The organism is Aurantiacibacter atlanticus (assembly GCF_001077815.2).
GTDB lineage: Bacteria > Pseudomonadota > Alphaproteobacteria > Sphingomonadales > Sphingomonadaceae > Alteraurantiacibacter > Alteraurantiacibacter atlanticus.
The window spans coordinates 1,167,849-1,191,583 of sequence record NZ_CP011310.1 but is presented as its reverse complement, the minus strand read 5'-3'; the positions used below and the strand labels follow the sequence as shown (position 1 = coordinate 1,191,583).

The following is a 23,735-nucleotide window of genomic DNA, read 5'->3' as shown; positions in this document are numbered from 1 at the left end:
GGGCTTCGTCGTAGTGACGAAGGAACGAAGATGAAGCCCAAATCCTCAAGGTCCAAATTGCCTGCCGAGCAGGTGGTCAAGGACATCCGCCGCAAGACCCGTCGGCATTTTTCATCGGAAGACAAGATCAGGATCGTGCTGGAAGGCCTGCGCGGCGATGACTCGATAGCTGAGTTGTGCCGCAAGGAAGGCATTGCCCAGAGCCTGTACTACACCTGGTCCAAGGAGTTCATGGAGGCCGGCAAACGCCGCCTGGCTGGCGACACCGCCCGTGCAGCAACTACGGACGAAGTCAGGGATCTGCGCCGTGAGGCCCGCGATCTGAAGGAATGCGTGGCCGACCTCATCCTGGAGAACCGCTTGCTCAAAAAAAGCATGATCGCGGATGGGGGAGACGACGCATGAGATACCCCGCATCCGAGAAGCTGGAGATCATCAGGATCGTTGAGCAATCGCATCTCCCGGCCAAGCGCACGTTGGACCAGCTCGGCGTCGCACGGCGCACCTTCTACCGCTGGTATGACCGTTACCTTGAAGGCGGGCCGGAGGCGCTGGCAGACAGGTCATCGACGCCGATCCGCGTGTGGAACAGGATCGCACCCGAGGTTCAGGATCAGATCGTCGAGATGGCGCTGGAGCAGACTGACCTCAGCCCAAGGGAACTGGCGGTGCGCTTCACTGACGAGAAGCGCTAGTTGGGCGCGCTCCGCTTGCCCTTCTTCGCTTCGCTTCGAATCCGTGTCGGAAGCCACCGTCTACCGGCTGCTCAAGGCCCACGATCTGATCACCAGTCCGGCCTATACTGTGATCAAGGCGGCAGAGGCGTTCCACACCCAGACCACGCGCCCCAACGAGATGTGGCAGACCGACTTTACCTACTTCAAGATCATCGGGTGGGGCTGGGTCTACCTCTCGACCGTGCTCGACGATTACTCGCGCTACATCATCGCCTGGAAGCTCTGCACCACCATGCGAGCCGAGGACGTCACCGACACGCTCGACATGGCTCTGGCAGCCTCAGGCTGCGACCATGCCAATGTGCTGCACAGACCACGTCTGCTGAGCGACAACGGTCCCAGCTACATCGCCGGGGAACTGGCCGAATACATCGAAGCGAACCGGATGAGCCATGTGCGCGGTGCACCCTTCCATCCGCAGACCCAGGGCAAGATCGAGAGATGGCATCAAACGCTAAAGAACCGCGTGCTGCTCGAAAACTACTTCCTGCCTGGCGACCTCGAACAGCAGATCGAGGCGTTCGTCGAGCATTACAACCACCAGCGCTATCACGAAAGCCTCGACAACGTGACGCCTGCCGATGCCTACTTCGGCAGGGCTCCCGCCATCATCAAACGACGAGAAAGGATCAAGCGAAAGACACTCGAACATCGGCGCTTGCAACACCGCAAGCTCGCCGCCTAAACATCAAACCCAGACGAGGCCCGCACTCCGCAATCCTACGCCGCGAGTTGTGCCAAATGTTTTGACGACGGACAAGGGCGCATCGAGCGGCACAAGCGGCACAGTCGAGCGGGGTGATATGATGAAATCTGTATTGTTGCATATATATCGAGATGCCGGTCAGGATGCACGCCTCGCCGCAGCGATCGATATCGTCCGGAACAGCGGTGGGCGCCTTATCTGTCTGCAGTCGACGCCCTGGAGTTCCTACGTTTATGCCGGCGATCTCCTTGGCGTCGCTTATCTGCCTCCGGAGGCATTCCAGTCATTCCGCGAAGCACAGGAGGAGGACCGCAATCTCATCGAGGGGCGTTTGCAACGCGAAGGCGTGGAATGGGAATGGCGCCATGAGGAAGGCTCTGCTGCGCAGCTCATCGCTGAGCATGCAAACCTCGCCGATCTGGTGATCCTCAGTCAGCCCAAGCCCGGCGAATCGGGCCTTGGGAGAAGAGCCCCGCTCGCAGCGGACGTTGCCGTCCATATCCAGACACCGTCCCTGGTTGTGCCCAGCGATAACAAGCGTTTTGCAAGCGAGGGCGCGGCCATCGTCGCCTGGAACGGTTCGCCGGAGGCCGGTCATGCGGTGAGATTGGCTTTGCCGCTGCTGCGCATGGCGAGCGAAATCCACATCATTGGCGTCACCGGTGAGAAAGAAACCTCCGCTCCGGACGAACTGGTTCAATATCTGAGATTGCATGGACCCGAGACGAAAACACATGCTGTCCCGCACGATGAGACATCTGTCGCGGATACACTCGTCAAGGCGGCAAGCAAGCTTGACGCTGCTTATATCGTGCTCGGGGCGTACGGGCATTCGCGGTTTCGCGAAACGGTGTTCGGGGGCGTGACGCAGGAGATAATCCTGCACAGTCCAATTCCGCTCGTCCTGGCGCATTAAGCCAGTGCCCCAGATTGCCGCGAGAGCGCGGTTAGCGTCCGTCTTGAGGACTGGTCAGCACTTTCATCGTCGAGGCCCGGTAAACCCGATCAATCGCCTCTCCCAGAACGCGGTTGAACTCGCCATGGTCCATCTGTGCGCGCAAATCCTGCAGCAAGGCTCTGCTGAAGCTGGCGATCATCCCGCGGTTTCTGGCCAGCCCGGCGCAGGCGTCTTGTTGCGACAGGCCGCCCGACAATGCAAGCACACGAGCGCAATTGGGATGCGCGACGAGCGGCGCAAACAGATTTTCCTCGACGGGCAGCGTCAGCTTCAGGATGACACGACGCCCGTGGGGCTGGCGCTTGAGCGCGCGCATCAGTTCGGCAAGGAGAATGCGGTCACACTCGGAGCGGACCGGACTGGCGATGGCGACTTCCGGTTCAACAATGGGGACGAGGTCGCGCTCAAGGATAAGATTGGCGGTCTCGAATTGCTGTTCGACCAGTGCACGGATCCCGGAGACTGAATCGGCGCTAATCAGGGAGCGCATCTTTGTTCCGAAAACCCCAAGCGAAGCGGCGCGCTCGAGCACGTTCTCCAGATCGGGATTGGCGTTCATCAGCCTCACGCCGCCACGCTCGTCCGCAAGCCCCTTGTCGACCTTGACGAAGGGCACGATCCCCTTGTCCCAGAGGTATTGCGGGACCGGCCTGCCCTTGAGGTCCGCATCCATCGTTCTTTCGAAGAGGATGGCGGCAAGGATCTTGCGCCCGCTGAAGACGCTCGATCGCATGATCCAATTGCGCACATTGTCCATAAGCGCATACATCTCCTCCTCGTCGGCATACGCATCAGGAGGTAGGCCGAGCGCGTTCAGAGCGTTCGGGGTCGAGCCGCCGGACTGATCGATCGCGGCGACGAAGCCGGCACCTCCTACAATCTGCGCCATCATCTGCGGATTGTTCACAACGTTTCTCCGGCCAGCAGGTGCCCAGTGGTCGCAAGGTCGCGGCCAAAACCCGGACGCGCTTTGGAATGACGCTTGCCGCGGGCTTCGCTTACAGTGTGCCGCGATGTTCACTTCGCACGCAAGGCGACCTGTCCGGCGGAACCGGACGGGATCGATGGGAGCGTCCCTGTGTCAATGAGGCACCAATTTCCAGCGGCAAACAGCATCGGGCCGTAATCCACTGGGTCTCCAACCGTCATTTCCCATGCACGATCACAAGGATTCGGAGCGATCAATGATATTCAAAGGAGTGCATATCGTTCTGGTTGCCCTTCGCTTCGCGATTGATGCCGCGCTTGCGTGGCTATAGATGCGCCTGGGTGCGTATGTCGCTGCCGCCATACTGATGCTCAGCGACCACGGGCTGCTGTTCAATGCAATGCCTCTCTGCGCCAGCATGAGGCCTGGGTGTTGCGCTTTGGCTGACAGCGCGCGTGCTGGTTCGTTCGCGGCATCTGCGATTGCAGAACCTGTGAGGAGAATGCGGGCAATGAGACCTATGCTAAAATTGGCGTCGGTAGCGCTTTGGCAGGCGCCTTGTTCAAGATCCACCTCCCAGGCCGCAAAGACCGAGTGCCAATAGATCCTATTGCGGAGGCAGCAAGCATGAACCCTATTGTCCAGTCCGTCACCGATCGCATTGCCGACCGCTCCAGGCGGCGGCGCGAAGCCTATCTCGATTTCATCGATCGCGAACGCGAAGCGGGGACACGGCGCGGTTCCCTGTCGTGCAGCAATCTGGCGCATGCCTTCGCCGCATCGGGCGCAGACAAGCAAACGCTCGCCAGCGCACGAGCCTCCAATATCGCGGTGGTCAGCGCTTACAACGACATGTTGTCGGCTCATGCGCCCTATTATCGCTATCCCGAACAGATCAAGGTTTTTGCTCGCGAAGTCGGCGCCACCGCCCAAGTCGCAGGCGGAACGCCCGCCATGTGCGACGGCGTCACACAGGGACAGGCCGGGATGGAGCTGTCCTTGTTCAGCCGTGATACGATTGCGCTCGCCACCGCTGTGGGGCTCAGCCATGCCATGTATGACGGTGCGCTTCTCCTCGGCATCTGCGACAAGATCGTGCCCGGGCTCCTGATCGGCATGCTGCGCTTCGGTCACCTTCCTGCAATTCTTGTTCCGGCAGGGCCGATGCCTTCGGGACTTCCGAACCGAGAAAAGGCCAGGATTCGCGAGCTCTTTGCCGAGGGCAAGGTCGGGCACCGCGAGTTGCTTGAAGCCGAAAGCGCCGCCTATCACGCGCCCGGCACCTGCACCTTTTATGGCACTGCGAATTCCAACCAGATGATGATGGAGGTGATGGGACTGCACGTTCCAGGGGCCGCATTCGTTCATCCGGGCACGAAGCTCAGGCAGCAGTTTACCCGGGCCGCAGTGCATCGGATGACCGAGATCGGTTCTGACAGCGACGATTATCGCCCGCTCGGGCGCTGCGTCGACGAAAAAGCGATCGTCAACGCCGCAGTCGGCCTGCTCGCAACCGGCGGGTCCACCAACCATACGATCCATCTGCCCGCGATTGCCCGGGCTGCGGGGCTGGAAATCGACTGGAGCGATTTCGAAGAACTGAGCACGGTCGTTCCGCTCATGGCCCGCATTTACCCGAACGGCGCCGGTGATGTGAATGACTTTCACAGCGCAGGCGGCATGGCCTATGTCGTTCGCGAACTGATTGGCACCGGACTTCTTCACAAGGATGTTGTCACGGTCTGGACGAGCGACCTCGACGCATATGCCAAACAGCCCGTGCTCGTCGATGAAGGGTTGGACTGGAAGGCGGCCCCGCAGGAAAGTTCCGACCCCGAGATTCTCAGACCCGCGAGAACGCCTTTTTCTCCTGACGGTGGCATGCGATTGCTCAGCGGCAATCTCGGCCGCGCCGTCTTCAAGACGAGCGCGGTTGATCCCGAGCGGTGGACGATCGAGGCTCCGGTGCGGATTTTTTCGGGGCAGGACGAGGTGGTCAAGGCGTTTGAAGCGGGCGAGCTTGACTGCGACCTGATCGTGATCGTGCGGTTCCAGGGTCCGTGCGCGAACGGCATGCCCGAATTACACAAGCTCATGCCGCCCCTGGGTGTCCTGCAGGATCGCGGGTACAAAATCGCTCTCGTGACCGACGGGCGCATGTCGGGCGCTTCCGGAAAAGTCCCGTCCGCAATCCACCTGTCGCCCGAGGCGCTCGATGGCGGACCGCTCGCCAAACTGCGTGATGGCGACATCGTGCGCCTGTCGGCCGAAGAAGGCCTGCTGTCGGCTTCGGTGAGCGAGGCCGAATGGAACAGCCGCGATCCTGCGATACCGCCGCTTCAGGCACCTGGTCTCGGGCGCGAACTCTTCGCCATGATGCGCCAAAATGCCGGTGGCGCGGAAAAGGGCAGTTCCGCGATGCTGACCCTGGCCGGGCTGTGACCGTGCATATCACGACCGTTCACACAAAGCCTTTCGGCGATCAGCAACCGGGCACCTCAGGTCTTCGAAGGCCCGTCGCGACGTTCCGGAAGCGTCATTATCTTGAGAACTATTTGCAATCGATCTTTGGCGCCGTTCGCGAGAAAGGCCGAGAGAGCCTTGTCATCGGCGGCGACGGGCGCTTCTTCAATCGCGAGGCCATCCAGACCTGCATCAAGATGGCTACGGCCAGCGGATACGAACGCTTGATTATCGGTCGCGAAGGGCTGCTGTCGACACCGGCAGCCTCCCATCTCATTCGCAAGCGTAGCGCCAGCGGCGGCGTAATCTTCACCGCGAGCCATAATCCGGGGGGTGAGGACGGAGATTTCGGCGTTAAATACAACGCCGCCAATGGAGGGCCCGCTTCCGACCAGATCAACCGGGCGATAGAAGAACTAAGCCGGACATTGGCCGCGTACCGGATCGTCGATACACCTGACGTCGATCTCAATCGTCTGGGCAGTTTCATGCTCGGTAACACGATCATCGAGATCGTCGATCCTGTTGCCGATTATGCCGCGCTCATGGAGAGCCTGTTCGACTTTGACGAATTGGGTGAGCTGTTCGAAAAGAACGAATTCCGCATGCGGTTCGATGCCATGCATGCCATCACCGGCCCTTACGCACGCACGATCTTCGAAGATCGCTTAGGCGCGCCAGCGGGGTCCGTCGTCAACGCGGTGCCCTCGCCGGATTTTGGCGGCGGCAAGCCGGACCCGAACCTGGCGCGGGCCCGCGACCTCGTCGGACACATGTTCGCCTCCTCAGCGCCCGATTTCGGCGCGGCGTCGGATGGGGATGGAGACCGCAACATGATCCTCGGCAGAAATATCTTTGTGACCCCGAGCGACAGCCTCGCGATCCTTGCGGCTAACATGCAACTTGCGCCAGGCTATGGGGATGGTCCGGTTGGCGTGGCGCGCTCCATGCCGACGAGCCGCGCTCTTGACTACGTGGCGGAAGAGCTCGGCATCCCCTGCTTCGAAACTCCCACGGGCTGGAAATATTTCGGCAATCTGCTCGACGCCGGAATGGTAACCCTGTGCGGCGAGGAGAGCTTCGGGACGGGTTCGAACCACATGCGCGAAAAGGACGGTCTGTGGGCGGTGCTCCTGTGGCTGACAATCCTCGCGAAGCGGCGTCAGCCCGTGGCGCGGATAGTACAGGATCACTGGCGAAAATATGGACGTCATTATTATTCGCGCCATGACTATGACGCGGTCGAAACCGATGCAGCGCTCTCCCTCATGCAATCGCTGCGAGAGCGCGCCAAAACACTGCTTGGACAGACACCTGGTGGCGCGCGCGCCTTGGCTGCGGAGGATTTCAGCTACACCGACCCGGTCGACCAAAGCGTGGCCGAGCACCAGGGAGTACGCTTGTCGCTCGAGGGCGGCGCGCGGATCGTTTACCGGCTTTCCGGTACAGCGAGCGCAGCCAGCACCTTGAGGGTCTATCTGGAGCTCTATGAACCAAGAGCTGACATGCAAGATCGGGATACGCAGTCCGTGCTCGAACACCTTGCGGAAACCGCCTCTGACCTTGCCGGTATCCCCGCACGGCTCGGACGGTCTCGTCCTTCCGTCATCACGTGAATCGAAGAGCCTCACACCCAGCTTAATCGCCTCGAAGTTCAAGCGACCTCTTTCGCAAGCGCGAGAGGTTTTCTGCTGCTCGCGCTGTAATCGATATCGGAAAGGCGCGTCTTACCGACGCGTATGAGGAGAACGATATGGCTTCAAAGACAATCAGCGCCGTATTTGGGCTCATCGCTGCTGCAGGATTGACGGCAGTTCGAACGGTGTCTGCAAAAACCAGCGTCGGCGTGGACGACGGAGCGAACCCGCCGTCGGCCTCATGAGCTATTTGGGCGTTGTTCCGGCGGCGACTGTGCTCGGCCATCCCAAAGGTCATAGTGAGGCGCACATGGCCCCACCTCAACCATCGCAAGCTGCGGGCCGGATGTGCCGCGTGCCAGCTGTAGTGGCACATTTTTCATATACGCATGACTGATCGGAGAACTATCCGATCAAGTTGAGAAAAGGAGTGTACATAATGGCAGGTTCGACAAAGGAGGCGAGGACAGAGCAACCGCGGTCTCGCCAGACAGCGCGGTCGCAGACGTTTGACGCTGGACTGAGATCCTACATGCTAGGCGTCTACAACTACATGGCGAGCGGCTTGCTGCTCACCGGGATTGTCGCTCTTTGGGTCGCGAATACCGTCGGTATTCGCGAGCTTTTCTTCCTCGCTTCCGGAGCTCCGACGGGCCCAGGATGGATTGCCATACTCTCGCCCCTCGCGCTGGTCTTTGCCCTGGGCTTCGGCATCAACCGTTTTTCCGAGAGAACGATCAAGGCGATGTTCTGGAGCTTCGCCGCGCTGATGGGCGTGTCGCTATCAACCGTCGTACTCGCCTATACCGGTGTCAGCATCGCCCGCACTTTCTTCGTCGCCGCATCGGCCTTTGCTGGTCTCAGTCTGTGGGGTTATACGACCAAGAAGGACCTGTCTGCCTGGGGCTCGTTTCTGATCATGGGCCTTCTCGGCCTGATCATCGCCATGGTCGTCAATATGTTCCTCCGGTCGTCAACGATGGATTTCGTCGTGAGCGGCGTCGGGGTGCTGTTGTTTGCCGCACTCACCGCCTACGACACGCAGAAGATCAAAAATGTCTATTTCGAAATCGCTCGCAACGATATTCGCGGCAAGGCCATCGTGATGGGTGCGCTCACGCTCTATCTCGATTTTATCAACCTCTTCCTGTTCCTGCTCCGCCTTATGGGCCAGCGGCGCTGAGTCGCCTTCAATGGTATTCTTGCTCCGACACATTTCCTTGCACGCGCAGGATGCCGAAACGCTGATTGCGCCGCAGACGCAAGCCCGTCACTGTCGCACGCGGAGCAAATCCTCTTGGGTGGCGGGAGAATGCTCTGGCGTATCTGCGGGGGCGCAAGCTTTAGTCTCACAGCAGCAAGCGCCATTCGCTCAGTTTGCCAAGGACGATGGTGTAGTGCTTGCAGTCGGTCGATAGAGATAGTCGCGTGTAAGCGGTACGGCGTCGCGTTTGCGCGTCAGTTGCAACTGGAAAACCATCAGATCGCCGCTGCGGAACATCATTTCGCAGGCGGCAAGATAATATTCCCACATCCGGCAGAAGCGCTCATCGAAAAGGTCGCGCGCTTGAGCGCGGCGCGCCTGAAACCGATCGTTCCAATGCCGCAGCGTATCGGCGTAGTGAAGGCGCAGGATTTCGATGTCGGCCACCCAAAGCCCAGTCCGTTCGACAGCCGACAGCGTCTCGGAGAGCGACGGAACGTAGCCGCCAGGGAAGATGTACTTGTTGATCCAGGGATCCATGCCGCCCGGCGGGGCCATGCGGCCGATTGAATGAACCAGCGCGACACCGTCAGGTGCAAGATGCTTCTCTATCGATCGGAAGAAGGTCGAGTAGCTTGCGAGCCCGACATGTTCGAACATGCCGACAGAAACGATACGGTCGAACTCGCCTTCAAGGTCGCGATAATCGCGGTTTTCAAAACTCGCATTACCAGAAAGCCCGGCATCTTCTGCTCGTCGGCGTGCCAGCTCCAGCTGTTCCTCGGAAAGGCTGATACCCGTTACTCTGGCGCGTTCGTCAGTCGCGAGATGGAGTGCGAGGCCGCCCCAGCCACAGCCAATGTCGAGGACCTGCATTCCATCCTTGAGCATCAGTTTGCGGCTGATGTGCGACCGCTTCGCGGCCTGCGCGTGTTCGAGCGAGTTACAATCATCGCAGAAATAGGCGCAGGAATATTGCCAGTCATCGTCGAGAAAAAGCGCATAGAAATCGTTGGACAGGTCGTAATGATGAATAGCATTCCGGCTCGCCCTGGCGCGCCGGTTCGCGGTCAGGCGAGTGGCGATCCGCGCGAGCGGCGCTCGGAGCCTTTCGATGGGCATCTTGTCAAGCGCATCGAGGCCGGAAGTGAGGACGGCGAGGAGATCGCCGACACTGCCTTCCTCGATCGTCAAAGACCCATCCATATAGGCTTCGCCGAGTGCCAGTGAAGGACGCGCGAGGAGCTTCAGCGGCAGTATTGCGCTGTTGAGCCTGACTGTGACTGCCGGTCCCGGTGCATCGGACTCAAATGTCTGCCTGCGGCCTGCGGCATCGACGATGGTCAGCCGTCCGGCTCTTACGATCGCCGACATGGCGGGCTTCAGAAGCCTCGAAGTAAGACCGCTTAGCGGCGATGGTGACAGGGATGTTTGTGTCATGTTGCCCCTCGGAACTCTGGCGTTTTCGTCACCCGAAGGACGCTGACAGGTCGACGCGCTTACACCTCCGGCGATCGCGCACGCCGGGCGGGAAACAGATTCTCAAGAGGCTGTAAGATCGCCGCGCCGGTTACGTCTATCAAGCGAACGTCGGCGTGGTTGAGCGGCAAGCAAGCGGAGGAAAGACGATGGCACGAGGTGAAAACGGTAGCGGCCGCCCATTTTACGGGACACGCGCCGGGGTAACGCTCATCGTGTTTATTATTGCGGCAGGCTTCCTGCTGTTGTTCGAGCACCGCGCGCACATTCCGGGCGATTACTATCTGCTCGGCCTGATCCTTGCGTTCTGCGTCGGTATTCACCTGTTCATGCACGGCGGTCATGGGCAGCATGGTGGTCATGGAGGCGGACATGGCGCGCATGGCCCGCGTTCGGCCGATCACGGAGCGCATGACAAGGCTACCGTCACCGGAGCCACCAACAGGTCCTCGCGCGCCGCCGACGGGCGCTCATCAGCTAATGACAAGGGGGGGCGCTGACCATGCACGATTCTGCTTATGGGCTATGGTTTCTTGTGGTCCTCAACTCGGCGATCTTCATTCTGTTCGCTTTCAGCTTTTTCAAGCCGAGCACCGGGCGCGATTGGCGTACCTTCGGGGCGTTCAGTGCCTTTCTGGTGGCGTTGTTCACCGAGATGTACGGCTTCCCACTGACCATCTATTTCCTCTCCGGGTGGCTTCAGAGCAACTATCCGGCGGTTGACTGGTTGGCGCACGATTCCGGCCATCTGCTCGAGATGCTGTTTGGCTGGCGCGGCAATCCACATTTCGGTCCGTTCCATTTGCTCAGCTTCGTCCTGATCGGTAGCGGTTTCTTGCTCCTTTCGGCAGCTTGGCGCATCCTTTACCGGGCGCAGCGAGACGAAACGCTGGCAACCGGCGGGCCATACGCGCACCTCCGTCATCCGCAATATGTCGGTTTCGTGCTCATCATGCTTGGTTTTCTCGTTCAGTGGCCGACAGTGCTGACCCTCGTCATGTTCCCCATCCTGCTCCTGATGTACTGGCGGCTCGCGCTGCGCGAAGAGCGCGAAGCCGCCGCGGAATTCGGCGAGCGCTATCGCCAATATGCGGCGCGCGTGCCGCGCTTCTTTCCCAAGCTCCGACCGCTCATAGGGGTTAAGCGGGGCGTATGATGGAGAATACGGCCCGTGATTATCCGTTGCATGTGTTCGCATAGCGGCCCGTAATGGATATCGATGTCACGGTGGTGGGCGCCGGGCCTGCGGGTCTATCGGCAGCGATCGTGCTTGCCAGGGCTGGACGGAAGGTTGCGGTTCACGAATGGCATGCCCGTGCCGGCTCGCGCTTTCACGGCGACTTCCAGGGTCTTGAGAACTGGAGCAGCGACGAAGATGTGCTCGCCGAGCTGCAAGCCTGGGGGATCACCCCTGATTTCCTGGCGTATCCAGTGCAAGATGGAATTGGCTTCGATGCAGCCGGAGGACGGCATGCGATGACCTCGGACAGACCGCTTTTTTACCTTGTCGAACGCGGTGGCGGGCCGCAAAGTCTCGAGCAGGGATTGCTTCGGCAAGCCAGCGATCTTGGCGTTGAAGTCCATTTCAACAGCAGGATCGACAAGACCTCTGGCACGGCAATTCTTGCTGCAGGCCCGCGCCGCGCGGATATTATCGCGTCGGGATATATTTTCGATACCGACCATGAAAACGGAGCTTATATCGCGTTCGACGACCGTCTGGCGCCGCGCGGCTACGCCTATCTGCTTGTCCACGAAGGGCGCGGAACGATGGCGAGTTGCCTCTTTTCGGGCTTCAAGCAACAGCGGCATTACGTCAATCTCACAGCGGCATTCTTCCAGCAAAAGACGGGGATTGTCATGCGCAACAAGCGATCATTCGGCGGATTTGGCAATTTGCGCTTGCCGCGCCGCGCAGTTCAGGGACACCATCCGGTGGTCGGCGAACAGGCCGGATTCCAGGACGCCATGGCCGGCTTTGGCCTGCGCTTTTCGATCGCCTCGGGCGTGCTTGCCGCCCACAGCATTCTTGAAGAAGGCGACTATGAAGACTTGTGGCGGCAGCAGCTCTTGCCGAGGATGAAGACAGGTATCGTCAACCGCTTTCTGTTCAACGGTATCGGGTCCCGAGGGCGCCACTGGGTGACAAGAAAGCTGATGCAATCCAACACCTCCGGCAGGCTTCACAAGCTCTATTCTCCATCGGCGCCCCACACAGCGCTTTTCCCGCTGGCAAGACAACGGTTTCGCGCCAGCCTGCGCGATCCAAGCTGTGACCATCGGGATTGCACATGCGTCTGGTGCGAACACGGGACGAAAACCTGAGGATGGAGGTAACCGATCCCGTTTGCGGCGGCCGCATTCCCCTTGAGATCGTCCGAGCTCATGAAGAGTTCGCAGGATGGTCCTACTTCTTCTGCTCGGCCGAATGCGCGAAATGCTTCCGGGAAAACCCCGATGCCTATGTTGGGGATCGACCCGGCGGCCCGCCTTCAGTCGATGCAGGTCGCTGAGAGAAATTTGACGGCGCGCATTCAAAGCCGGGTTTACCTGCGCGGTCGAGCGCACTCAGCGGCAGGGTGCGGCGCTCTGGAATGTTCCGCGGACCAGCCCGGTGGCGTCTCGCTGCGCGCGGCACAAGGTGTAATCGATCAGCGCTCCGCGCGTCCAACTGGGCATCGGCCGAGTTGACTCGGTCGGCGATGGAGCACGTACTCTAGACCTTGCGCCGCAATGCTTGGCTCATGCCCGCCTCCCGCACTCGTAGCGACCGGTCGGGCGGACAATCCATCCTCGGGCGCGTGCCGTATGGTCACCAGTGGGAAACGAAGATGATGACGCACAGCAATGCCATGGCGCTGAAACCTCCGGTCGGACCGCTCCTGGGTCCGCGCGTCCCTTCGCAAGGCGAAGCCTCTACTTCTCTTAGACAGGAAGCACAGGTGCTTGCATGTCTTGGTGAGGACGAAAATCGTCGTCAGGTCGCCTTGCACGCGCGGGCAATCGCACAGGTCTTTGGTCTAGAGCTTGCCTTCGCCCAAATACTTGAAATCGCTCCCCATGGGGCATTCCCTGCAGATCCGCTTGAGTGGAATCTGCGCTTGGCCGAATGCCGCGGAGGTCTGGAGGAATTGCCAGGATACGACGGGGAGCAGGGATCTGCGGCCAAGGCCGTCGTCCTTCCGGGAATCGCTCACGAACGTTTGAACGATTGGGCCAAAGATCATCACGGATCGGTGCTCGTCCTCTCTAAGCACAGCGGCGTGGGAAGCCGCGTCGACCTGGGCCGAACAGCTCAAGCTGTGCTCGAGCGTGGAGCGGCGTCGGTCCTTCTGCTGCCACCTCGAAACGGGCGAGAATGTTTGCCCGAATATGGAAAAATCCTGGTCCCGCTCGACGGCTCACCCAACTCCGAAAGTGTCTTGCCGATCGTGGCACGGTTGGCGAAGGCCCGGAATTCGCAGGTCACATTGGCTCACATCGCGCAGCATCCGGACGCATTGTCATCGGGAGGCTCCAGCACGGCGCAAGCTGTCGCCGAACACTGGGATAGAAACAGCGCATCGCGAACCGGAGCAGTCGATCGCGGCTATCTGGAAACATGGAAATCGCGTTTGGTGCGCCAGGGTATCGATGCGCGCCTTTGCCTTGAGAGCGATCCCGGCCCGCAGGAACGGTTGAGTGTGATCGCAGCGCGTCTCGGCGCAGATCTGATCGTCGTCTCCTCGCACGGTCGTACCAATCTGCGGAGTGTACCCTATGGCAGTGTTACCGCCTTTCTGGCAAAGAACTCCGCCTGCCCTGTGTTCATCGTAAGGCCGGATCTGCGCATTGCGTCGCCCGACGATGAGCAAACCGTCCCGATGTTTCGGGACCGCGCCCCAGGTGCTGAATCTGCCGGCTGATGGCTGATATAGACACCGATTCCTCGGCGCTGGATCATGCAGCCGCGCTGTTCGCGCGAACCGACACTATCTCTGGTCTCACTGCCCGCGACATTCCCGTGCGAGGTAGCATTGACGCAATCCTGGACTGGCTGCGGGCGGCATGTCTTGCGTGCAGCAAGGCCGACGCGGAGGCGGGAAAAGCTGCCGAGTGGCTGCTGGACAATGACTACATCGTTCACCGCGCACTCAGACAGATCAAGCAGGATTTGCCGGCAGGTTTCTACCGCAAACTGCCAGCGCTCAGCGAGGGGACGCCAGAAAATCTCCCGCGCATATTCGTCCTTGCCCATCGCTGCCTCGAGCTCAGCCGGATGCAGATATCGGCGCCCGCCTTGAGCCAGTTTATGATTGCCTATCAGCAAGAGGCTCCCTTGAGGATCGGCGAACTGTGGGCATTCCCCACCATGCTCCGCATAGCCTGTATCGAGATCCTCGTCGAAACGCTGTCCATGCTTCTTTGCGACCATCTCGAGCCGCCGGTTCACACGACACCCTGGGCGCAGGAGACGCACGGGCTCGAAGAGAATGAGCGTGTTGCTCGCGCGATTGCGAACCTCGGCATCGTCGACGCGATTTCCTGGGAGGATTTCTTCGACAGCGTCAGCTCGGTGGAACAGATCTTGTCCGGCGACCCGTCCGGCTTCTACGCGCGGATGGATTTCGATAGCCGCGACCGATATCGGCGCGCGGTCGAGGAGCTGGCCCAATATAGCCGAACGTCGGAAACAGAAATTGCCGAGCGCGCGGTTGAGGCAAGCCGGACTTCTGCGAGCCACGAACGCACGGGTCATGTGGGATACTGGCTCGTGGGCGAAGGGCGGCGCATCCTCGAGGGCCAAATTGAGACGATCGTGCCAACAACCGTCAAGCTTCGCGGATGGGTTCTCGAGCATGCAAGCTTGGTCTATTTCACATTGCTGTTCGCGCTTTTGGCGGGAGCCCTTCTGCTGCCGGCAATCTACTTGCGCGCCATCGGCGCGGATCTGCTGGGATGGTTGGCGGGGTTATCGCTGTCGCTCGTCCCGGCTTCGGTTCTCGCGATAACCCTATTGCATTGGGCAATTACGCGCGCTCTTCCGCCGCGCGTCCTCTTCAAGCTCGATTGCCGCAGTGGCTTGCCGCCAGATTGCCAGACTCTGGTTGCCGTTCCCGTGGTGCTTGCCGGGATAGAAGAAATACCGCCGTTGGTTGAAAAGCTGGAGAACCACTGGCTCTCCAATCGCGATCCGTCGCTGGAGATTGCCCTCTTGGCCGATCTCGCCGATGCGCCGTGCGAGAGAACACCCGCAGACGAGAAGATCGAACAAGCCCTCGAGAGCGAGATCGAGGCGCTGAATGCGCGCTATGGCGACAAGAAATATGGACCCTTTCACCTGCTCTTGCGGCCACGGCAGTTCAGCCCCGAACAGGGCTGCTGGCTGGCCTGGGAACGCAAACGCGGCAAGCTCGAGCAGCTGAACCGGATGCTCATCCAGGGTGACGGCTCAGCGTTTCACCGGCACGTCGGCACGCACGAACTGCCACGGACCACGCGCTTTGTGGTTACTCTCGACGCAGATACGACATTGCCCACAGACGTGGTAAAGAAGCTCGTCGGCACCCTTGCCCACCCGTTGAACCAGCCGGATTTCGATCCTGCTACGGGGCAGCTGCGGGCTGGTTACACGATCATTCAGCCCAGGGTGGAAATTTCTCCCGAAAGCGGTTCTCGCACCCTCTTTGCACGTTTGTTCGCCGGCGACACATCCATCGATATCTACAGCCGCGCTGTCTCCAACGTCTATCAGGACCTGTTCGGTGCCGGAATATTTGTCGGCAAAGGTATTTACGATCTCAACGCCTTCCACCGGAGCCTGACTGGACGGGTTCCGGAAAACACGATCCTCAGCCACGATCTGTTTGAAGGGGCACATGGGCGCGCCGGATTGGCGAGCGACATAGTTCTGTTTGAGCGTTTCCCTGGCAGCTACCTCGAATATGCGCGCCGCGCCCACCGCTGGATCCGGGGAGACTGGCAGCTCTTGCCGTGGCTCGCGCGCAAGGTGCAAGGCTCCGCCGGGGTTCGGAGCCGAAACCCCATCCGCGGCATCGAGCGCTGGAAGATCGTCGACAATCTGCGGCGCAGCCTTGTTGCGCCAACCACGGTGTTGCTGGCGGTGTCGGGTTGGTTGGTCCTGCCGGGCCAGGCGTGGTTCTGGAGCCTGCTCGCATTCTTCATGCCGGCCGGCCAGCTGTTCACGGACATCTTGTCTGGTCTCGCGCAAGGCCGACGGCGCGGGTCGTCCCGAAGCCTCGTGCCGCAGCTGCGCGACCAGGCAGGACGCTGGTTTCTCGCGCTCGTCTACCTCCTCAACGACGCCCTTGTGTCAGCTCATGCGATCGGGCTCACCCTTTGGCGGGTCCTGGTTAGCCGTAGGAAGTTGCTCGAATGGACAAGTGCGGCGCATTCCGCCGCGCACTTCCGCGCCAATCAGGGACGAAGCGGTGTCTGGCGCAAAATGTGGGCCGGGCCGGCGATCACATCGGTGCTGGTTCTCGCACTGGCTTGGTTTGAACCCGCTGCCCTTGTTGCAGCTCTCCCGCTTCTCGTCTTGTGGATCGTTGCGCCTGAGATCACGCTAGCAATGGCTCGGCAACGCGAAGAGACAATAGAGCCACTCGCTGCCCATGAGAGCCAGTTTCTTCGGAAACTGGCACGAAAGTCATGGCTTTTCTTTGAGACATTTGCCGGGCCCGAAGACAATTGGCTGCCTCCCGATAACTACCAGGGCGCGCCGCACGAGGAAATCGCCAAGCGGACATCGCCGACAAATATCGGCATGCTCCTTTTGTCGACGGCGGCGGCATGGGATTTGGGATATATCGGTCGGGCAGAACTCGCCGCCCGGACAGCCAATCTCTTCGCCACGCTTGACCGCCTCGAACGTTATCGCGGTCATTTCTACAACTGGTACCACACGCGCACATTGGCACCGCTCGAGCCGCGTTATGTCTCGACAGTCGACAGTGGCAACCTCGCGGCGGCGTTTGTGAGCTACGCATCAGCGCTGCGGGAGGCGCACAACAGCGAGGGTATCGAGCAACAGCGCTGGACGGGCCTCGGTGATGTCATCGGCGTGATAGACGACATTACTGATGCTTCGGACAATCCGACACTGGTGTCTTGGAGCGGAGCGCTCAGAGGCCGGCTAGAGGAGATCGTGAACAATCCTGACCACTGGGGAGGCGACCTCGAAAAGTTCTGCGAAACATTGATCCCCGATCTGGAAGCCGCGCTCGGCCCGAGTGCCGGACAAAACGGGTCTGCGGTCCCAACTCATGTTGGAGATCTGCAACTGTTCGCCGACCGGCTGCTGTACCAGGCGCGCTCCATGTGTCGCGACATCAAGAATGGGCGCAGGGCCGCGCCGGAATTGCTGGAGCTTGCCGACAAGGCACGCGGTTATGCCGATGCGATGGCATTCGGCCCGCTCTATGACAAGCAGCGGCGCTTGTTGCGTATCGGTATCAACGTCAGCTCGGGCCGGCCAGATCCGCATTACTATGACCTGCTGGCTTCCGAGGCGCGTTTGGCGAGTTTCTTTGCGATCGCACAAGGCGACGTGCCTCCAGAGCATTGGTTTCATCTGGGTCGTCCGCTCAGACGCGTTGGTAGCGGCACTGTTCTTGTGTCGTGGAATGGCTCGATGTTCGAATATCTGATGCCGCGCCTGCTGCTGAAGCCGGACGCCGATACGCTGCTGGGTGAGACCGAGCGCATTGCGGTCGAAGTGCAGCGGCAATACGGTATCAAACATCGTGTCCCATGGGGCATCTCCGAATCGGCATATGCCGCACGCGATCCGGAACATCGCTACAGATATCAGGGGTTCGGCGTACCCGAGCTAGGGTTCAAGCGCGGACTTGCCGAAGACATGGTGGTCGCGCCCTATGCCGCCGCGCTGGCATTGGCCATCTATCCGAAACGGGCGACCCAAAACCTTATTCGCCTGGCAGAGGAAGGCGCCGAGGGACGCTATGGCGTAATCGAAGCGCTGGACTTCACCCGCGAGCGGTCCGAGGCAAACGGATCCAACGCTGTCAACGCCTATATGGCGCATCACCAGGGGATGCTGCTATCAGCAATTGTCAACGCGCTATCGTCGGACATCCTGGTCCGCCGTTTCACACAGGATGCGCGCATGCGCTCGACGCTCCTGTTGCTGAGCGAGCGTGTTCCGAAGGAGATTCCCCCGGAAATCGAACGCCTTGCCGATCGCAGTGCGCCAACGGTCCGGGGCGCGCCGGTGCGCTTGCCGGCATCGTGGCAGCCGAGACCCGACGCATCTGTGCCGCAAATGCTTCTTCTGGGGAACGGCCCACTCTCCGCCTGGAACTCGGATTCGGGCAGCGGCACGCTGCGTTGGCATCACCGGGCGCTGACACGCTTTGCTTCCGACGCCACGCGCGATGCCGATGGGTCGTGGATTTACATTGCCGATGAGGAAGACGGAGAGCTGTGGTCGGCAACACTGCAACCAACCGCCTTGGAACCGCAGGAATATCGGGTCACCTGCCACGCGCATATGGCGGAGTATCACAGACGAGATCATGGCGTTGCCTCGCGCCTCGAGATTGGCGTGCTGGCGGGCAGCGATATCGAGGTTCGGCGGTTGCGTCTCATCAACGAAATGCCGCGCACGCGAACCCTGCGGGTAACCAGCTATGCAGAAGTCGTGCTCGGCGATCCCCTGGAAGATGAACGCCACCCTGCCTTCAGCAAGCTGTTTGTGAGCAGCGAACACATTCCTGCGTTGGGTGGTCTCCTGTTCCAACGTCGCGCGCGCGGCGCGCATGAGACACCGCCCGTATTGCTTCATGCAGCGATCGATGAAGATGGTCCAATTCGCGGCGCCGGGTTCGAAACGGATCGCAGAAAGTTTGTCGGGAGAAACGGAAGTCTTCGCTCTCCGCCCGGGGCGAAATCTCCGCTTTCCGATACGCAGGGCTGGACTCTGGATCCTATAATGGCGCTCCAGCGCGAGATTGTCCTTGAGCCTTTTGAGACGAGGGAAATCTGTTTTCTAACCATCGCCGCAGCAGTCCGGGACACCGCAGTCGAGCTGGCAGAACGCCACGCGACCCTCGATGCCGTCGAGTGGGCAATGCATGATACAGCCAGCGACAATGCCCGCATTATTGCAGATTTTGGCATCAATCCAGGTGATCTGCCTGGCTTACAGCAGGTCACCTCAAAGCTCGTCTACCCGGTCGGCTCTGATACGCCACAGCGATCAGCTGCGGCGTCGAATAGGCTCGGACAGTCGGGGCTATGGGGTATGGGTCTGTCGGGCGACCACCCCATTCTCCTGCTGCGCTCTGCCGGCGAGCCGAGCGCGCTTCTCGACCGGTTGCTTGCCGCCCATCGGTGGTGGCGGCGGCAGGGGTTGCAGGTGGACCTGGTGATCCTTCAGGTCGCAGGTTCCAGCTATGTCGAACCGGTGCTCGAACAGTTGCGAGCCTCACTGCAGCGCGCAGACATGTCCGAGCTGCTCGGCCACAAGGCCGGCGTGCACGTCGTATTTGCCGATCAGATCGGCGCGGATCAGGTGCGCCTTCTGGAGAGCACCGCACTGCTTATCCTCGATGACGCGAAGGGAAGCCTCACCACCCAGTTGGCCGACGCGCCGCGGCAGCCACGTCAGCTGCCACTCTTTAGCGCCGCAAGAGCAGCCCGGCACTCTCCAACGGAGCCGCTTAGTCGTCCAACTGGCTTGCACTTCGACAATGGTGTGGGCGGGTTTTCTCCTGACTGGGCGGAATATGTCATCTATCTGGGGCCGGGCGAATCCACCCCCTCCCCGTGGTGCAACATCCTCGCCAATCGCGAATTTGGGACTCTTGTAAGCGAGGCCGGCGGGGGATTTACCTGGTCGATCAACAGCGGTGAGAACCGGCTGACGACCTGGTCGAATGATCCGGTCAGCGACCGCCCCTCTGAATCGCTCTATCTGCGCGATGAGGAAACCGGCGAAGTCTGGACGATAACGCCAGCTCCGGCCGGTCAGGCGGCGCCATGCGAGATAAGGCATGGAACGGGGTACTCGACTTGGACAAAACGGTCCGCCGGTCTTGGCCAAAAGGTAAAGATCTTCGTTCCCCCTGATGCCCCGGTAAAGATCATTCAGCTTCGCGTCGAGAATCTCGAAAGCCGTCATCGCCGCATTACCGCGACCTATTTTGCCGAATGGCTGCTCGGCTCTCTTCCCAGCATTTCACGGCCGCACATCGTCTGCGACTATGATGATGAATACCATGTCATTATGGCGACAAGCCACTGGAACGACGACTTTTCTGGCCGGGTGGCCTTTCTCGCCTCGAGCCGCTCGCCACACGGGTTTACCACCGACCGTAGCGAGTTCATCGGTAAGCGCGGCGACCAATCAGAACCCGAAGCGCTTCGGCGCTGGGGATTGTCGGACCGTATATGCACAGGCGGTGATACCTGCGGGGCCTACCAGGTCCATCTGGATCTTGCGCCCGGCGCAACGGAAGAGCTAATCTTCGTTCTCGGGCAAGGATCCGACAAGGAAGCAGCAATAAGTCTGGCACGGCACTGGCGTGAGGTGCAAGCCGTCGAGGTGGCGCGCACAGCGCTCCGAGAGCGCTGGGATGACGTTTTTGGGGCGATCCAAGTCTCGACACCGGACCCTGCTTTCGACCTGATGGTCAATCGCTGGCTCTTGTACCAGACGCTGTCATCGCGATTTTTAGCCCGCTCGGGCTTTTACCAGTCTAGCGGCGCCTATGGTTTTCGCGACCAGCTCCAGGACGTGCTGGCGCTGCTGGATACGGCTCCCGAGCTTGCGCGCAGCCATATTCTGGAGAGTGCACGCCACCAGTTCGTCGAGGGCGATGTGCTGCACTGGTGGCATCCGCCATCGGACCGGGGCGTGCGCACGCGGTTCTCCGATGATCTGCTCTGGCTCCCCTATGTTGTCGCTGGCTATGTCGAGGCGACCGGCGATGTTGCCATTCTCAAGGAGGAAGTGCCGTTTCTCGATGCAGACGAACTCGCCGCTGACGAGCATAGCCGATATGGGCAGTTCGAAACGACCGAATGGACAAGCTCGCTTTTCGATCACTGCGAGCGGTCATTGGAACGCGCGTCAAGAGTCGGAGCACACGGGCTTCCGCTGATCGGTTCGGGCGACTGGAATGACGGAATGGATCGCTTGGGTGCGCGCGGCCAGGGTGAGAGCGTTTGGCTGGCGTGGTTCATCGTTGTGACATCCGAAAGATTCGCGGGCCTGTGCCGCAAGAGTGGCCGGGAAGCCGAAGCAGAAGAATGGATGAACCACGCCGCCGAAATGCGGCGCAGTGCAGAAGCGGTCGCCTGGGACGGTGCCTGGTACCGGCGCGCTTTCGACGATGACGGCCGCCCGGTGGGCTCAGCGGCCAACGACGAGTGCCAAATCGACTCCATCGCCCAATCCTGGGCGGCTTTCGCTTCGGCGGATGGCGCGCGGGTGAGCGAAGCTCTTCAATCTGCATGGGACCTGCTCGTGTCACAAGAGGACGGCCTTGCCCGGTTGCTCTGGCCGGCATTTGATAAGGGGCTTCTCGATCCTGGCTACATCAAGGCCTACCCGCCGGGGGTGCGTGAAAATGGAGGGCAATATTCGCATGCCGCTGCATGGCTGGCGATGGCGTTTTCTGAGCAAGGTGATCCCGAGAAGGCTTTTGCGATCTTCGATATGATCAACCCGGTCGGACGCTCGGATGACGCGGCCAAGGCCTGGCACTATCGTCTGGAGCCCTATTCCGTTGCAGGGGATATCTCATCAGGGGCGTCTCACTCCGCAGAAGGGGGGTGGAGCGGGTATACCGGAGCTGCAGGATGGGCCTGGCAGCTTGCGACCAGGAATATCCTGGGCTTGCGGCAAAGCCATGAGACGCTGACTGTGCGTCCTTGTATCCCGCCTTCCTGGGGCGGGTTCAGGGCACGTATCCGGGCAAATGGCGGTACGATCGATCTCACGGTCGATGATCCGCAGGGCCTTGGGTGCGGGAGCGTCCATCTCACTGTCAATGGTCGCCCCCATCCGGGCAATACGATCGCGCTTCCAGCGGACGGTGAACAGGTCGAGGTTGTGGCGCTGATCGTCGAGCGCTGAAACTTGCCCACTCGCTTCGAAGCGCGATGCTCCGGCGATCACGCCCGCCTGCTGAAAGTCGTCTCGCCTATCACGAGGTAGAGAATTTGGCACAGGTTCGCGCTGGACTGACAGCGTCTGATCACAGCACCGGGCTGAAAAGGCGAGCGATGTTTTCGGCGAGGCGTTGTAGCGATGACCGCGAGCGCCAGGCTTTGAGCGAAATAATCTGACTTTCGGCCATGTACTGCCGCTCTTGCGCGCCAAGACGGGAGGAGAAGCTGCGATCATAAATGAGTAGTCCCGCCTCGCCGTTCAATTTAAGCGAGCGCAGATCGATGTTCATCGACCCAACGAGGCTGAGTTCGTCATCCACATGGACATGCTTGGCATGAAGAAAACCGCCCCCATAAAGATGGATTACGACCCCGGATTCCAGCAGCCTAACAAAGAACGATCGCTGAGCCAGATCAACCACGCGGTGGTCGCTTTTTTCCGGTAAGATGAGCGAGACGTTCACCCCCCGCAGGGCAGCGCTTTCCAAGGCGAGCACGAGCGCTTCGTCCGGCACGAAATATGGAGTCGTTATGACCAGGCTGTGTTCTGCTGCATGAACGATCGCATCGAGCAGGAAGCTCATGACGAAATGCCTATATTCGGGCCCACCGGCCACCAGCTGCGCATGCACTGTGCCTTGAGAATGTTCGACCGGAAACAAGGCTGGATCGCCTAGTAGCTCGCCTGTTTCCAGGAACCAGTCATTGGCAAACAACGATTGGAGCTGAAGCATGATGGGACCGAGAACCCGGACCATGAGCTCCTTATTCTGTCGGCCATCCGTCTGTACCGCGCCGATGATGTTTTGCGATCCGATATATCCTAGCTTTCCGTCGATGACGACGAGCTTGCGGTGATTGCGCAGATCGGGTCGCAAGGCTTCCATGTTCGTGATGGAAACGGGCAGCGCGCGGCGCACTTCGATCCCGCACGCCCTTAGCTCACGGATTACGCGGCGCGACCACCAGTAGGAACCGAGCGCGTCGATAAGGATGCGGCATTCGACACCGCGAGCCGCAGCTGCCCGAAGAGCATTGATGATCTGCCCTCCGACCGCATCATCGGAAAAGATATAGGTCGTGAGATGGATATGATGGCGGGCTGTGGCGATGTCAGCCACCAGGCGGTTGATCACTTCCTTATAGTCAGCGAGCAGTTCGATCGAGTTCCCTCCGACGGCAGGAAACATGTTGATATTTTCGACCAGCTTCGCCGTGCGCTCAAGATGTAGGGGAAGCTCGGGTGGCACGCAGTGCCGGGACATTACGATTCGTCGGCGCGCAGCCTTCAGCTGCCGGCGAGCCTCCGTGAGACGCCTCCGCCTCCGCACGCTGGCGAACGGACGATAACCCCAAAAAAATACAAGGATTCCGGGTATCGGAAAGACAAGGAGGAGAGGCATCCACGCCTGTGCCACGGCCGAAGGTTTGCGGATTACGATCGCCACGAGGACGGCGAGCCGAGCCAGCCAATCGATGATCACA

General features: G+C 60.3%; 13 protein-coding genes and 1 pseudogene. 11 read left to right on the top strand and 3 right to left on the bottom strand.

Annotated elements, in window-relative coordinates; translation table 11 throughout:
- Nucleotides 1-30: 30 nt before the first annotated feature.
- Together CP97_RS05730 and CP97_RS05725 are read left to right on the top strand one after the other, a co-directional pair.
- Nucleotides 31-1,422: pseudogene (locus CP97_RS05730) on the top strand (IS3 family transposase).
- A gap of 118 nt (nt 1,423-1,540) precedes the next feature.
- A complete protein-coding gene (locus CP97_RS05725; RefSeq protein ID WP_227819690.1) occupies nt 1,541-2,359 on the top strand; it encodes a universal stress protein in 819 nt (272 codons plus the stop codon).
- A gap of 31 nt (nt 2,360-2,390) precedes the next feature.
- On the opposite strand, the gene CP97_RS05720 is transcribed toward CP97_RS05725, so the two are convergent.
- A complete protein-coding gene (locus CP97_RS05720; protein WP_048886761.1) occupies nt 2,391-3,293 on the bottom strand; it encodes a class I fructose-bisphosphate aldolase in 903 nt (300 codons plus the stop codon).
- 663 nt (nt 3,294-3,956) lie between these two features.
- Here CP97_RS05720 and edd point away from each other — a divergent pair.
- From edd to CP97_RS05700, 3 genes are all read left to right on the top strand, one after another.
- On the top strand, nt 3,957-5,771 hold the full coding sequence (gene edd / locus CP97_RS05710) for a phosphogluconate dehydratase (protein WP_048885151.1): 1,815 nt from the start codon (nt 3,957-3,959) through the stop codon (nt 5,769-5,771).
- A 2-nt stretch (nt 5,772-5,773) separates the two neighbouring features.
- On the top strand, nt 5,774-7,408 hold the full coding sequence (locus tag CP97_RS05705) for an alpha-D-glucose phosphate-specific phosphoglucomutase (protein WP_048886760.1): 1,635 nt from the start codon (nt 5,774-5,776) through the stop codon (nt 7,406-7,408).
- Nucleotides 7,409-7,868: 460 nt separating this feature from the next.
- A complete protein-coding gene (locus CP97_RS05700; protein ID WP_048885149.1) occupies nt 7,869-8,612 on the top strand; it encodes a Bax inhibitor-1/YccA family protein in 744 nt (247 codons plus the stop codon).
- A 189-nt stretch (nt 8,613-8,801) separates the two neighbouring features.
- Here CP97_RS05700 and CP97_RS05695 read toward each other — a convergent pair whose 3' ends face one another.
- Nucleotides 8,802-10,073 carry an SAM-dependent methyltransferase gene (locus tag CP97_RS05695; RefSeq protein ID WP_227819689.1) on the bottom strand — a complete coding sequence of 424 codons (1,272 nt, stop codon included), beginning with the start codon at nt 10,071-10,073 and terminating at the stop codon, nt 8,802-8,804.
- A 188-nt stretch (nt 10,074-10,261) separates the two neighbouring features.
- Here CP97_RS05695 and CP97_RS05690 point away from each other — a divergent pair, with 188 nt between their 5' ends.
- The 6 genes from CP97_RS05690 to CP97_RS05665 all read left to right on the top strand — a co-directional run bounded on the left by CP97_RS05690 (nt 10,262) and on the right by CP97_RS05665 (nt 22,215).
- Nucleotides 10,262-10,612 (top strand): DUF2933 domain-containing protein, encoded by a 351-nt coding sequence (locus CP97_RS05690; protein ID WP_063612372.1) that lies wholly within the window; start codon nt 10,262-10,264, stop codon nt 10,610-10,612.
- Nucleotides 10,613-10,614: 2 nt separating this feature from the next.
- Nucleotides 10,615-11,268 carry a methyltransferase family protein gene (locus CP97_RS05685; protein WP_048885146.1) on the top strand — a complete coding sequence of 218 codons (654 nt, stop codon included), beginning with the start codon at nt 10,615-10,617 and terminating at the stop codon, nt 11,266-11,268.
- A 53-nt stretch (nt 11,269-11,321) separates the two neighbouring features.
- Nucleotides 11,322-12,437: an NAD(P)/FAD-dependent oxidoreductase gene (locus CP97_RS05680; protein WP_048885145.1), complete on the top strand. Its 1,116-nt coding sequence runs from the start codon at nt 11,322-11,324 to the stop codon at nt 12,435-12,437.
- A complete protein-coding gene (locus tag CP97_RS16740; protein WP_082863732.1) occupies nt 12,404-12,625 on the top strand; it encodes a YHS domain-containing protein in 222 nt (73 codons plus the stop codon). Before CP97_RS05680 ends, CP97_RS16740 begins: the two co-directional genes overlap by 34 nt.
- Before the next feature lie 318 nt (nt 12,626-12,943).
- A complete protein-coding gene (locus tag CP97_RS05670; protein WP_063612371.1) occupies nt 12,944-14,017 on the top strand; it encodes a universal stress protein in 1,074 nt (357 codons plus the stop codon).
- On the top strand, nt 14,017-22,215 hold the full coding sequence (locus tag CP97_RS05665; RefSeq protein ID WP_227819688.1) for a GH36-type glycosyl hydrolase domain-containing protein: 8,199 nt from the start codon (nt 14,017-14,019) through the stop codon (nt 22,213-22,215). The genes CP97_RS05670 and CP97_RS05665 overlap by 1 nt, the downstream gene beginning before the upstream one ends.
- 121 nt (nt 22,216-22,336) lie before the next feature.
- Here CP97_RS05665 and cls read toward each other — a convergent pair whose 3' ends face one another.
- The gene (gene cls / locus CP97_RS05660; protein ID WP_048885142.1) at nt 22,337-23,734 is read right to left on the bottom strand and encodes a cardiolipin synthase; all 1,398 of its coding nucleotides are present in this window, start codon (nt 23,732-23,734) and stop codon (nt 22,337-22,339) included.
- Nucleotide 23,735: the final 1 nt, after the last annotated feature.